This is a genomic window from Caballeronia sp. LP006, assembly GCF_031450995.1.
In the GTDB taxonomy this organism is placed as follows: domain Bacteria; phylum Pseudomonadota; class Gammaproteobacteria; order Burkholderiales; family Burkholderiaceae; genus Caballeronia.
Genome location: NZ_JARTVW010000003.1, coordinates 1,119,281 through 1,132,240, shown reverse-complemented (window position 1 = coordinate 1,132,240; position 12,960 = coordinate 1,119,281). Strand labels below are relative to the sequence as shown.

The window sequence follows — 12,960 nt, the reverse complement described above, 5'->3', positions numbered from 1 at the left end:
CCGGTTGAATCGGTTTCAACGTAAGCGCGTCCTGGCTGGCGGGTACGGAGAAGACCCCGTCAACTGCTAGAAGGCATCAAAAACCGGTCGACAATATCCACGATCTGCGCGCGCTTGGCCACGAGAAACGCTTCGGCTTTCATGTCGATATCGAACAGCGTGCCGAAGGTGTGCTGATTCGCGATGCAGAAAAAAGCTAGGCTGCTGATGGTCATGTGCACGTCCTTCGCGCTGACATCGCGGCGAAATACGCCTTGCTCGCGGCCGCGTTCGAGGATGGCGTCGAGCAGGCGAATGATGCCCTGATTGCTCTCGCGCACCACGCCCGATTTCGCGAGGAATGCGCCGCCTTCTATGTTCTCGCTTGCCACGAGCCGCACGAAGCTCGGATGGCTCACGTAATAATCGAACGTGAAGGCGCAGATTTGCGCGAGCGCTTCGCGTGGCGGGATGTTGGCGTCGCCGAGCGCTTCTTCCTCGCGACGGATGCGCTGATACGCCGCTTCGAGCGTCGCGATATACAGTTTCTCTTTTGAATCGAAGTAGTAAAAGACGAGCCGTTTGGTGAGTCCGACGCTTTGCGCGACGTCTTCCACGCGCGTGGAGGCGAAACCGTTTTGAGCGAACGCTTCGGCGGCGGCTTCGAGCAAGGCCGCTTTCGTGCGTTCGGCGTCGCGTTGTTTAGGCTTGATCATGCGGCGAGGCTTCGAGTCGGTGAGAGACGCGATTGTATGCTTAACATGTTCCGTCGCCGTCATTCGTGAAGACTTCGCGAGTTGGTGCTATGTTGCTGCCGGAGATACTTCCGTCAATAAGATTGCGCCAGTCAAAGGAGTGCAACACATCATGAGACATCGTTTGATCAAAGCGGCAAGTATCCTGTTTTTATCGACAGGTTTTGCGTCGGGCGCGTATGCGCAATCCACGGTCACCATGTATGGCCGTCTCGATGGCGGCATCGAATATCTGAACCACGTGGCGAACGGTCAAGGCGGCACGTCCTCGCGCTGGAGCGCCGAAGGCGGCGACTGGGGCACGAGCATGTTCGGGCTGAAAGGTATCGAAAATCTGGGCGGCGGCACGTCGGCCATCTTCACGCTCGAAACCGCCTTGCAGATCATGAACGGCACAACGGGCGGCGGACGCATGTGGTCGCGGCGCGCTTATGTGGGACTGACTTCGAAAGAGTGGGGGCAATTGCAGGCCGGCCGTAATCTTTTCATCGATAGCGACGGCGTCTGGGAATTCGATCCCTTCGTGCAGCAGGCGGTGTCGTCGGCATCGCTCGTGAGAGGACGCAACTGGCAGCAAAGCAGCAATAACGTCGAATATCACAGCCCGGTGTTTCATGGCCTCGACGTGCAGGGGCAGTATGCGTTCGGCAATCAGCCGGGCGCGTTCAACAAGGGCGCGACGGGCGAGTTCGGCCGCTCGGACGGCATCATGCTCACCTATCATTCGTCGATGCTCGACGTGCGCGGCATCTACGATGAACTGCGCAGCGTGGATGGCCGGCTCGACAACATCTTCCAGGCGTCGCGCGAATACTTTGTCGGTGCAAACGTGAAGGTCGACAAGTTCAAGCTGCAAGCCGCGTACACGCACTACGCCGCGCCGGATTCGCCCGCAGGCGTGGCGGATAGCGCCGATCACTACTGGCTCGGCGCGACTTACCAGTGGACGCCGCAATGGGCCGTGACGGCCGCGGGCTTTTACATTCACGTGGGCGACGGCACGGGCGATACGGCGCACGATCCAGCCAGTCACGCGACGCTCTATGCGCTCGGCACGACCTACAACTTCACCAAGCGCACGTTCGTCTATGGCACGGTAGCCTACGTGCGCAACAGCGCGAACGGCACGTTTTCGGTGTTCGCCACGCCGCGCGACACGACGCCCAGCACGAGCCCGCTCGCGGGAGAATCGCAAACGGGTGCGTATGTCGGCCTGATGCACATCTTCTGATTCAGGCTTCGCGGCGCAACCAGTCTGCAAGACGCGTGCGACCCAGACGCGCATCGGCGAGCGGCACGAGCGAATCTTCTTCGAGCGTGCCGCCGAAGTACGTGGCGTTTGTATCGACGACGACATCGCGCGTGTCACTCACCGCCTGCAGATAGCGCGATATCAATTCGTTCATGGGCGCGCGCTCCGGTCCGGCTATATCGAGCACGCCATTCAGCGGCGCGGTCAGCGCGATATCCGCGACGATGGCGGCCACGTCGTCCGCTGCAATCGGCTGAAATCGATGCGGCGAGAGACGCGTTTGGTCATCGCTCGTACAGACATCGGCGATGCCTTGCAGAAACTCGAAGAACTGCGTCGCGCGTACGATGGTGTAAGGCAAACCCGATTCGCGAATCAGCTTTTCCTGCTCGTCCTTCGCGCGAAAATAGCCGTTGTCCGGCATGCGATCCGTGCCGACAATCGACAACGCCACATGATGTTTCACGCCCGCTGCGTGTCCGGCTTCGATCAGGTTCATGGTCGACGTGCGGAAGAACGCCATCACGTCATCGGGCGCCCAAGAAGGCGCGTTCGTTACGTCGATAACCGTGTGCGCGCCCGTCAACGCTTCCTTCAAGCCTTCGCCCGTGACGGCATTCACACCGCCGCGCGACGATGCGGCCAGTACATCGTGAGCCTGTGCGCGCAGAATGGCGACTGCCTTCGCACCGATGAGCCCCGTTCCGCCAATAACGACAATCTTCATGTCCAGCCTCTTCAAGTGGATGAATGGTTGAAGCCATTGTGCAAGAATGATGGCTCACCCAAAAGGGACAAGATTCGCAAGATTGACTAGGCCATAGGATGCGTCATGGCGTGGAACATGGAAATCGACCGGCGCGAGGAATTGCCGATCTATCTGCAGATTTGCGAGCGATTCAAGTCGGCTATCGCGGCAGGGCATTTGCGGCCCGGCGACCGCGTGCCCGCCTTGCGAGGCTTGGCGACGCAGCTCAACACCGCGCGCGGCACGGTGGAGTTGGCCTACAGCATCCTCGTCAACGAAGGCTATCTGCACATGCGCGGCGCGGCGGGTACGTTCGTATCGTCGTCGTTGCCTCCGTCGGCGACCGCCGCGCGATCGCGCAAGAGCCGTGACCGCGCGCTTGCGCCCGCGCAGCCTCCGCGTGCGGATGACATCGGCAACGACGCGAAGCCGCTACGCCCCGGCCTGCCCGCGCTCGATGCCTTTCCGCGCAAGGTCTGGAGCAGGCTCGTGGCGTATCGCGCGAGAAGCGGCGATGTCGCCGCGCTCACCTATCCGGAACCAGCGGGCTATGGACCGTTGCGCGAGCACATTGCAACGTATGTCGGCTTGTCGCGCGGTGTGGAATGCTCGCCGGAACAGGTGTTCGTGACCAACGGCTATCGCGCGACGCTCGAACTCGTCTTGCGCGGCCTCGCTCGACCGGGCGACAGCGCGTGGTTCGAGGAACCGGGCTATCTGCTCGCGCGTAACTTTCTCATCGAAGCGGGACTGCGGCTCGTGCCGGTCCGGGTCGATGACGAAGGTCTCGATGTCGAACGCGGCGTGGCGCTCGCGCCGGATGCGCGCTTTGCGTTCGTCACGCCGTCGCATCAGAGTCCGCTTGGCGTCACGCTTTCGCTCGCGCGGCGCATGAAGCTGCTCGACTGGGCGAATCGCGCGGGAAGCTGGATCGTGGAAGATGATTACGACAGCGAGTTTCGCTACGTCGGGCGTCCGTTGCCGGCGTTGAAGAGCCTCGATCGGGATGATCGCGTGATTTATTGCGGCACCTTCAGCAAGGTGCTGTTTCCCGGCTTGCGGCTTTCGTATGTGGTGGTGCCCGAGCGGGCCGTCGCGCGCTTCGGGCAATTGACGAGGAGCACCAATGCGGGCTCGCCGTATCTATTGCAGGCGGCCGTGGCGGACTTCATCGCGCAAGGGCATTTCGCGCGGCATCTCAAGCGCATGCGTGCGTTATACGACGAGCGTCGCACCTTGCTTGCCGATGCGCTCGTGCAGGCGTTCGGGGCGAGGCTGAGCGTGGAGTTGCCCGCTGGCGGCATGCATCTGGTGGCCATCTTCAATGCGGGCCGCGACGGTCCCGTGGATGATCTCGCTGTCGCCGCGCGCGCCCGCGAGGCAGGGTTCGCGGTGATCGGTTTATCGGCGTGGTATCTGGGCAAACGCACGAAGCGCACGTTGAGTGGCCTCGTGCTCGGCTTTGCCAATGTCGGCACCGCAGCGGAAGCGTCGCGTCTTGCGCGCATGCTGAGGCGCGCGTTCGATGGCTAAAGCGCGATTAGAGCGCGACGGAATCGCTCGAAGCGAAGAGCGCATGATGCGCGAGCCTGGCGCGTGCAACACGCAACGCGTCCTCGACTGCGGCGTCTCCCATGACGAGCCCCTGCAGCAACAAAAACTGCACGCTGTGAATGCCGATGGAACCCAGCGCATATCGCAGATACGGCGTCAGAAAGTCCGGCTGACGCGCGCGTTCCCCTGTATGAAAACCGCCGGACCCGACGATCACGAACGTGGGCCGGTCGCGCATCAAGCCGATCTTGCCTTCGAGCGTGGCCGCGAACGTGCGATGAATGCGCAACACATAGTCGATCCATAGTTTCAACGCGGCGGGAACGGTGAAGTTATGCATCGGCGTGTTGATGATGAGCGCATCGGTCGCTTCTATCTCGCCGACCAGCGTTTCGGAGAGATCGAACGCGCTGGCATCGGGCGTGCGCGAGGTAACGTTGCCGGCATAATCGCGTGTGATGGGCGCAAGCGGATGCGCCGTCAGATCGCGTTCGATCACTTCGACGATATTGGTGCTGCGCAGACGCTCGATCATCTCCATGGCGAGTCGATGGCCGTGGCTGTTCTCGCCATGCGGGCTGGCGTTGAGCAGAAGAAGTCTCATCGCGTCTGCTCCGTCGTATCGTTCAGCGTCTCGACGAAATGCATGCCTCGCGCGAGCAAGCCATTGCGGTAGTAGAAGCGCTGCGCGAGTGCCATATGCAGGCCTGTGTCGAGCACGAAGTGGGCGCAATCGGATTCGCGCGCGATGTTGCGCACGGCATCGAGCAGGCTTGCGCCGATGCCGCTACGTTGCAACTCGTTCGTGACGACGAGATCGTCCACGTAGACGAAGCGTCCATAGATCAGATTCATCTGCGTGCGATAACCCGCGAGTCCGAGGACCGTGTCCGCGTCGGACGCGGCGATCAAACGGTAGCCTTGTTCATGCTGTGCTCGCAGTTGCGTGCAGAAAGCCGTGGCATCCGTCAGATGCGGACGCAGTTGTTTCATCACCGAGAAAGCGCGCGTCCAGTCGGCGGGCGTATCGAGATGGCGTATGACGATTCTTGGGTTCATGCGTGTTTCTCCTTGAGGCATGAACCGTACGATACATTCTCGATGACCCAGCGACGAGAGCCAAGAAAGCGCAAACCAACTAGGCCAAGATTTCAGCACACACTCGGCAGACGCTGCGCGCAAATGTCGAGCACATCGGCGGGATCGCGGCGCCACCAGTTGTCCTTCGAAAAAATCTCCACTTCGATCAAACCGTCATAGCCCGCCCGTTCAACCGCGGCCCGCAGCGCCGCGAGTTCGATCACGCCGTCGCCCATCATGCCGCGATCGAGCAACATGTCGCGCGTTTCGCGCAGCCAGTCGCATACGTGAAACGCACGAATCCTCTTGTCGCTTCCCGCCGCGCCTATCGATTCGACGAGCGCCGGGTCCCACCAGCAGTGGTAGGCATCGACAGCGATGCCGAGAAAGCCATCCGCATGAGGATCGATGTCCGTGCATATCGCCAGCGCTTGCGCGATCGTGTTGATGGCCGAACGTTCTGCCGCGTACATGGGATGCAGCGGTTCGAGCGCGAGCGGCACGCCGCAGTCACGTGCGGTTTCATGCAATAAGCCGATGCCTTCCGCTATCTGCTCGCGCGCGCCGCGCAGGTCGCGACTGTCATCGGGCAGCGCGCCCACGACCATGACAAAGGCGCGTGCGTCGAGAATCGCTGCATCGCGCAGAGCCGCGCGGTTCGCTGCAATGTTCGCGTCGAACCCAGCACGCGTCGTCGCCGGAATGTAAGTCGAGCGGCAATAGCCCGTCACCGTGAGTCCGTGCGTGCGAATCCGCCGTGCAATCTGCTTGACATCTGCTTGTTCCACCTCATGCCGCCACGGCGCAATGCCGCCGAATCCCGCACGCGCGATACGGTCGATGGTCACGTCGAGCGGCTCGCGATGGCCAAGCGTCGCCGTGTTGATCGAGCATAGATCGAGTCTTCCTTGCAGGCTGCGCATGATGTCAGGCGCCGCAACCGAGGGCCGATAAAACTGCGCGCGCTCGCACAATCGCTTGCTCGGGATCGCGCAGTAGGCCAGCGCGATCGGCAAGACGCAATACATCCGCGAGATACACGGGCGGCCGCATGCCGTGATGCCCGCCGAGCATGAAGAAGTGATCCTGAAAGCCGTTCAGATACGCGAGAAACACGACGCCCGTCTTGTAGTACTGCGTCGGCGCACGAAAAATATGGCGCGATAGCGGCACGGTCGGCGCGAGCAACGCGTGATAGCGCGCGTGATCGTTGACGGCGAGCGCGGCGAGCGCCTGCGATGCGGCGGGCGCAATGGCATCGAAAATGCCGAGCAGCGCATGCGAATGCCCGACCTCGTCGCCTTCTATCAGAACAGGATAGTTGAAGTCGTCGCCGGTGTACATCTTCACGTCATGCGGAAGGCGGCGCCGAAACGCGATCTCCTTCGCGTGGTCGAGCAGCGAAATCTTGATGCCGTCGATCTTCGCCGCGTTCTCGCCGATAATGTCAAGACACGTCCGCGCCGCGCTCTCGTAGTCTGGCGCGCCCCAATAACCCGCGAGTTCCGGGTCGAACATGTCGCCGAGCCAGTGCAGGATGACGGGCTCATTGCACATCGACAGGACTTCACGATAGACGCGCCGGTAATCGTCGCCATTTCGCGCCACCCGTGCGAGCGCGCGGCTTGCCATCAGGATGACGCGGCCGCCTGCGTGCTGGATGGCTTCGAGTTGTTCGGCGTAGGCGCGGATCACGTCGTCGCAAGAGCCGACTGTATGCGGCGCGACGTGGTCGGTGCCGCAGCCCGAAGCGATCGAAGCGCCGGGCATGTCACGCGTATCCGCTATCGTGCGCGTGATCAGTTCGAGCGCGCTCTTCCACGGCAGGCCCATGCCGCGCTGCGCGGTGTCCATCGCTTCGGCGATACCGAGCCCTTGCCCGATCAGATAGCGCCGATACTCGAGCGTGCGCGCCCAGTCGATCGCAACGGGTTCGTGAAGCTCGCCGCTCTTGCGTGGATCGGCGACGACATGTGCCGCCGAGTACGCGATGCGATTGAACGGCGCATCGGGTTGGCGCGGCACGAGCGGCGTGCCAATCAGACGATAGGTTTCCAGTGTGCCGCGTTCGGTCGGAAGCGTGATCTGCATGCGTATGCTCAGTATTTGTGAACGAGAAGACCGCCGTCGATGCGAATCGGCTGGCCGATGCTGTAGGGCAAGCCGCCCGTGGCGAGCGTGCGCACGGCGGTAGCCACTTCTTGCGGCGTGCCCCAGCGCTTGATCGCGGTGAGACCGTGTTCCATTTGCACGTCGTAGCGCGCTTTCGAGGGCGCCGTCATCTCGGTTTCGATGAAACCCGGCTGCACTTCGTAGACGCCCACGCCGAAGTCCGCGAGCCGTAGCGAGAAGAGCGTCGTTGCCATGGAGAGACCGGCCTTGGACACGCAATACTCGCCGCGCCGCACGGAGGCCGCGACGGCATTCGACGAAGTAATGGTGATGATCGACGGTGGATAGTTCGCCCCAGGCGCAGCGGTATTGCGCGCGATGCGCCGCCCGAACGCCTGCATCAGAAAAAACGTGCCGCGCGTGTTCACCTGGAGGCACCGGTCGTAACTTTCCGGCGATACATCGAGCAAATCGCCGCGCGACATCACCGAGACGCCCGCATTGTTGACGAGACACGTCACCGGTCCCAGACGTTCTTCGATTGCGCCGAACAGGCTGTCGTGTTGCGCGATGTCGGCGAGATCGGAGAGTTGCACCGCGCATCGTGCGCCGCGTGCGATGACGGCGTCGCGGGCATCGTCGAGTTCGGCGGATGCGGCGATATCCGTGATGGCGATATCGAAACCGGCGCTTGCGAGTTCCAGCGCGATCGCGCGGCCAATGCCGCGACGCGCGCCGGTGACGAGCGCAACGGGACGTTCGTTCATTGCCCTTTCCCTCCATGATTTGTAAGTAACGATACGGTTCGTTATTTATAAAATCAAGCGATATCGAGCCGAAGAGGGTTTTTACCTAGCAGGAGAGCGGCGGCAGAGAAAGGCCGCCGAAACGCGGTCAGCGCGGACGCAGCAGGCTGAGCACGGTATCGATATTGAATTCGAGGCGTTCGCGCAGCGCCTCTTTCGAGACGAAATCGAAGCCGAAGATCACTTCGCCGGTGAAGCGATTGGTCAGGTAGTAGTAGCCGATGGCCGCAAGCGTCAGATGCAACTGGCGCGCGTCGATGCCGCTGCGGAAGTCGCCGGCCGCGACGCCACGGTCGAGAATCGACTGCAGCATGTCGATGAAACCGCCGTGCAGTTCGCGAAAACGCAGCGACTTCTTCACATGCCGCGCGCGATGCAGATTCTCGCTATTCACGAGCGCCATGAACTCGGGATGCTTGAGGTAATACTCCCAGGTGAACGTCATGAGCGCGCGGATGGCCTCGGCGGGCGGCAAGTGGCCGAGTTCCAGCTTGCGCTCCGCGTCGCGAATATCGGACCACGCGTCTTCCAGCACCGCCTGAAAGAGTTCGTCCTTGCCCTTGAAGTATTCGTAAATCATGCGCTTGTTGACGCCCGCCTTTTCGGCGATCGAATCGATGCGCGCGCCACCCAGCCCGACTTTCGCGAATTCCGCCTTGGCCGCGGCCAGGATCTTCGTCTGCGTCTGGATTGGATCGCGCGTGCGTTTGGTTTTCTTCGGCGCGTCCGGCGCTTCGGCGGTCGTTATCGGCATTGCCCCGTCTCATTCGTGTTCGAAGCCTGAACGTTAGCCGACGCCGCCGGCACTGGCAATGCGCGGACTGTCGACGTGATAATCGTAAACCCCACTTTGTTCATCGAGCGCTTGAAGCCAATCCGAGCGTGTGCCAACATCTTCCTTAAGTAACGAACCAGTTCGTTGTTAAAGAATCAGAGCGAGGTAATTTAAATTGGATAAATGGATTCACGCCGAGGCCGTCGCGAACGCGATCCCCGACGGCGCGACGATTGCAATCACCGGTTCCGGCGGCGGCTTGCTGGAACCGGACGCCGTGCTCGCCGCCATCGAAACGCGTTTTCTGACGACGGGGCATCCATGTGACTTGACGGTGGTTCACGCGCTCGGCGTCGGCGACGGGCGCGGCAGCGGTCTGGGCCGTTTTGCGCACGAAGGCATGGTCAGGCGCGTGATCGGCGGACATTGGGTCTGGTCGCCGGCCATGCAGCAACTCGCCGAGAGCGGCCGTATCGAGGCGTACAGCTTTCCGGGCGGCGTGATTGCCACGCTGTTTCGCGAGATCGGGGCGAAGCGTCCTGGCGTGCTGACGCGCGTCGGCTTGCGCACGTTCGTCGATCCGCGCTTCGGCGGCGGCAAACTCAACGATCAAACGCATGAGGATCTCGTCGAACTCGTGACGCTGGGCGGCGAAGAGTATTTGCGCTACATGCCGTTTCGCATCGACTGGGCCATCGTCATGGCGTCTTCCGCCGATGACAGCGGCAACCTCACCACGCGCCACGAACCCGCCGACCTCGATATCTACGCGGTCGCGCTCGCTGCGCACAATAGCGGCGGCACGGTCGTCGCGCAGGTGAAGACGCGTTCGCAAGGCTACGTGCCCGCGCGGCTCGTGCGCGTTCCCGGCGTGATGGTCGACCGGATCGTCGAGACGCCCGCGCAACGTCAATGTGCGATCAGCGACTACGACGCGGCGTTGAGCGGCGAAGCGCTCAAGGAAGCGCATTCATCGAACGATGAGGCGGCTTATCCCGAAGGCATGCGCCTGATCGTCGCCGAGCGCGCGGCGCGGGAACTTGGCGTGGACCAGTCGGTGAACTTCGGCTTCGGCTTTCCGGGCGCGATTCCCGCCGTGCTCGCAAGACAGGGGCGCGTCAACGACTACTGGGGATCGGTGGAGCAGGGCGTGCATCGCGGCGTAATGCTCGACGGCGCCATGTTCGGCACGGCGCGAAATGCCGATGCCATTCTCCCGAGCGTCGATCAATTCGACTTTTATAGCGGCGGCGGTATCGACGTGACTTTCCTCGGCATGGGCGAATTCGACGAAGAAGGCAACGTCAACGTGTCGAAGCTCGGCAGCACGGTGGTCGGCCCGGGCGGATTCATGGACATTGCACAGGGCGCGAAGAAGATCGTCTTCTGCGGCGCATTCGAGGCGAAAGGTCTCGAAGTGAAGCAGCACGCCGACAGCCTCGAAATAGTCACGCCCGGTTCGGTGCCCAAGGCCGTGAAGCGCGTGCGCCATGTCACGTTCAGCGGCGTGCAGGCGCGTCTCGAAGGCAAGGAAGTCCTCTACGTGACCGAGCGCGCCGTGTTCCGGCTCGATGCGCTCGGCGTGCGGCTCATCGAAGTGGCGAAGGGTATTGACGTGCGCCGCGACGTGCTCGCGCGCATGGCGTTCGAGCCGCTCGTCGACGAGCGTTTGCTCGAAGTGGAGTCGGCCGCATGACAACGATTCGGAACGAGGAGACAGGTATGCAATCGGAATCCGGCATTCGCTTTGCCGTCGAGGGCGGCATCGCGGTCGTCACGCTCGAACGCGTGGCGCGTCATAACGCGCTGACGCTTCACATGCTCGACGATATCGCGCGCGCCGTGAAAGAAGTCGAACGCAACGATGACGTGCGCGTCTTGCGCTTCGAAACCGCGAGTCCGCGCTTCTTTTCGAGCGGCGCGGATATCAACGAGTGGGGCGACATCGATCCCCAGAAGATGGGCACGCGCTTCATACGCGAGGGAAATCGCGTGTTTCGTGGCATCGCGGAACTGGATATTCCGACCATCGCGGTGCTCTCGGCCAGTGCGCTTGGCGGCGGACTGGAACTCGCGCTTGCATGCGATCTGCGCTATGCGAGCGTCGATGCGAAGCTCGGTTTTCCCGAGGCCTCCGTCGGCGCGATTCCCGGCTGGATGGGCTGCGCGCGTCTCGCGGAACTCGTGGGCGCGGTACGCACGCGTGAACTGATTCTGCTCGGCGAACCTATCGATGCCGCGCGCGCGGTGGCATGGGGAATCGTCAACGAAGCCTTGCCCGCGGATACCTTGCGCGCACGTGTCGATGCCGTGAGCGCGTTGCTCGTCGGCCGGTCGCGGACCTCGCTGTCGGTTGGAAAGCGGCTGCTTCGACTAGTCGAAACAGGCCAGGCAGAAATCGCGCACGAATTCGCGGCTTCGGTATGCAAGGCATCGCCGGATGCGCTCGAAGGGGTGGCGGCTTTTCGCGAGAAACGCAGCGCGAGATTTTAGTGCCTCTCGGCGCAGTCATCGTGGGCCAGATAATTACTTAGTAAACCGTATGAAGTGGAGAGAGACAAGACATGGACCGTTCCAGTTACCGCTGGCGCATCTGCGCGCTGCTGTTTTTTGCGACCACCATCAACTATTTGGACCGGCAAGTGCTCGGTCTGCTCAAACCCGCGCTCGCGGTGCAGTTCAGTTGGACGGAGACGCAATATAGCTACATCGTCGTCATTTTCACCGCTTGCTATGCAGTGGGCATGCTGCTGTCGGGAAAGCTCGTCGATCGCGTCGGCGTGAAAATTGGCTATGGCGTGTGCGTGTTGTTGTGGAGCATCGCGGCGTGCGGACACGCGCTCGTGCGCAGCACCTTCGGCTTCGGCGTGATGCGAGCCTTGCTCGGCTTATCGGAATCGGGCAGCTTTCCATGCGCGGTAAAGAGCGTATCCGAATGGTTCCCGCGCAAGGAACAGGCGTTCGCGGTCGGCATTCTGACTTCGGGCACGAGCATCGGCGCGGTGGTGGCGCCGGCGACCGTGCCTTGGCTCGCGGCCGTGTACGGATGGGAAGCGGCTTTCTTCGTCACCGGCCTGACCGGTTTCGTGTGGCTCGGCTTCTGGTACTTCATGTATCAGGCGCCTTTGAAACACAAGAAGGTGTCGCGGGAAGAACTTCGCCTGATCGACGATGGCGCTTCCACCAACGCCGCGACGCAACCGCGCATCAGCTGGTTCGTGCTCTTGAAGTTGCGGCCGACATGGGCGTTCTTCGTCGGTAAATTGCTGACGGATCCCATCTGGTGGTTCATGCTGTTCTGGCTGCCGTCGTACTTCAATTCGCGCTTCAATCTCGACTTGAAGAACCTCGGGCTGCCGCTCGTGATCGTGTATGTCGCGACGTCCATCGGCAGCGTGGGTGGCGGGTGGGTATCGTCGAAACTGATTGCGCGCGGTTGGAGCGTATCGAAGGCGCGTGGCACGACCATGTTCGGCCTCGCGCTGCTCGTCACGCCAATTGCATTCGCGCCGTGGATCGACAACATGTGGGCGATGGTCGGTTTGCTCAGTCTCGCGGCGGCGGCGCACCAGGGCTGGTCGGCGAATCTTTTCACTACCGCGTCCGACATGTTCCCGAAGCAACTGGTCGGCTCCGTGGTCGGCATCGGCGGATTGGCGGGTGCCTTGGGCGCGACACTCTTTCCGCTTTTCGTCGGCGCGGTGCTCGACCACTTCAAGTTGCTCGGCAACATCGGCGCGGGTTACAACGTCATCTTCGTGATCTGCGGCAGCGCTTATCTCATTGCGTGGCTCTTGATGCGCGTGATTCGCGCGTCCAGGACGGTGACCGATGTCGACGGCCTGCAGGCCGACGCGAGTTAAAGGCAAACGATAGAATCGTACGTATCGCCGTGCGCT

13 protein-coding genes are annotated in these 12,960 nt (G+C 62.0%); 5 read left to right on the top strand and 8 right to left on the bottom strand.

The window, feature by feature from the left end:
• Positions 1-59 precede the first annotated feature (59 nt).
• The gene (locus P9250_RS09785) at positions 60-695 is read right to left on the bottom strand and encodes a TetR/AcrR family transcriptional regulator (RefSeq protein WP_310392649.1); all 636 of its coding nucleotides are present in this window, start codon (positions 693-695) and stop codon (positions 60-62) included.
• A 151-nt stretch (positions 696-846) separates the two neighbouring features.
• On the opposite strand from P9250_RS09785, the gene P9250_RS09780 reads away from it, so the two are divergent.
• Positions 847-1,965, top strand: coding sequence for a porin (locus P9250_RS09780; protein ID WP_255784700.1), 1,119 nt, complete (start codon positions 847-849; stop codon positions 1,963-1,965).
• A gap of 1 nt (position 1,966) precedes the next feature.
• Here the strand turns inward: P9250_RS09780 and P9250_RS09775 are convergent, their stop codons facing one another.
• A complete protein-coding gene (locus P9250_RS09775; protein WP_310392648.1) occupies positions 1,967-2,713 on the bottom strand; it encodes an NAD(P)H-binding protein in 747 nt (248 codons plus the stop codon).
• A gap of 105 nt (positions 2,714-2,818) precedes the next feature.
• Between P9250_RS09775 and P9250_RS09770 the strand changes: the two genes are divergently transcribed.
• Positions 2,819-4,267 carry a PLP-dependent aminotransferase family protein gene (locus tag P9250_RS09770; protein ID WP_310392647.1) on the top strand — a complete coding sequence of 483 codons (1,449 nt, stop codon included), beginning with the start codon at positions 2,819-2,821 and terminating at the stop codon, positions 4,265-4,267.
• A gap of 7 nt (positions 4,268-4,274) precedes the next feature.
• Here the strand turns inward: P9250_RS09770 and P9250_RS09765 are convergent, their stop codons facing one another.
• From P9250_RS09765 to P9250_RS09740, 6 genes are all read right to left on the bottom strand, one after another.
• Positions 4,275-4,892 carry an NAD(P)H-dependent oxidoreductase gene (locus tag P9250_RS09765; RefSeq protein WP_310392646.1) on the bottom strand — a complete coding sequence of 206 codons (618 nt, stop codon included), beginning with the start codon at positions 4,890-4,892 and terminating at the stop codon, positions 4,275-4,277.
• Positions 4,889-5,347 (bottom strand): GNAT family N-acetyltransferase, encoded by a 459-nt coding sequence (locus P9250_RS09760; protein ID WP_250494166.1) that lies wholly within the window; start codon positions 5,345-5,347, stop codon positions 4,889-4,891. Before P9250_RS09760 ends, P9250_RS09765 begins: the two co-directional genes overlap by 4 nt.
• 92 nt (positions 5,348-5,439) lie before the next feature.
• Positions 5,440-6,291 (bottom strand): sugar phosphate isomerase/epimerase family protein, encoded by an 852-nt coding sequence (locus tag P9250_RS09755; protein WP_310392645.1) that lies wholly within the window; start codon positions 6,289-6,291, stop codon positions 5,440-5,442.
• Between the two features lie 4 nt (positions 6,292-6,295).
• A complete protein-coding gene (locus P9250_RS09750) occupies positions 6,296-7,459 on the bottom strand; it encodes a dihydrodipicolinate synthase family protein (protein WP_310392644.1) in 1,164 nt (387 codons plus the stop codon).
• 8 nt (positions 7,460-7,467) lie between these two features.
• Positions 7,468-8,247, bottom strand: coding sequence for a 3-ketoacyl-ACP reductase (locus P9250_RS09745; protein ID WP_250494163.1), 780 nt, complete (start codon positions 8,245-8,247; stop codon positions 7,468-7,470).
• Positions 8,248-8,374: 127 nt separating this feature from the next.
• Positions 8,375-9,040 (bottom strand): TetR/AcrR family transcriptional regulator, encoded by a 666-nt coding sequence (locus tag P9250_RS09740; protein WP_244830074.1) that lies wholly within the window; start codon positions 9,038-9,040, stop codon positions 8,375-8,377.
• Positions 9,041-9,236: 196 nt separating this feature from the next.
• Here P9250_RS09740 and P9250_RS09735 point away from each other — a divergent pair, with 196 nt between their 5' ends.
• The 3 genes from P9250_RS09735 (at position 9,237) to P9250_RS09725 (ending at position 12,924) form a co-directional block, all read left to right on the top strand.
• A complete protein-coding gene (locus tag P9250_RS09735; RefSeq protein ID WP_310392642.1) occupies positions 9,237-10,757 on the top strand; it encodes a CoA-transferase in 1,521 nt (506 codons plus the stop codon).
• A gap of 26 nt (positions 10,758-10,783) precedes the next feature.
• Positions 10,784-11,554 carry an enoyl-CoA hydratase/isomerase family protein gene (locus tag P9250_RS09730; RefSeq protein WP_310392641.1) on the top strand — a complete coding sequence of 257 codons (771 nt, stop codon included), beginning with the start codon at positions 10,784-10,786 and terminating at the stop codon, positions 11,552-11,554.
• A 71-nt stretch (positions 11,555-11,625) separates the two neighbouring features.
• Positions 11,626-12,924, top strand: a complete 1,299-nt coding sequence (locus tag P9250_RS09725) for an MFS transporter (protein ID WP_310392640.1) — start codon at positions 11,626-11,628, stop codon at positions 12,922-12,924.
• Positions 12,925-12,960 lie beyond the last annotated feature (36 nt).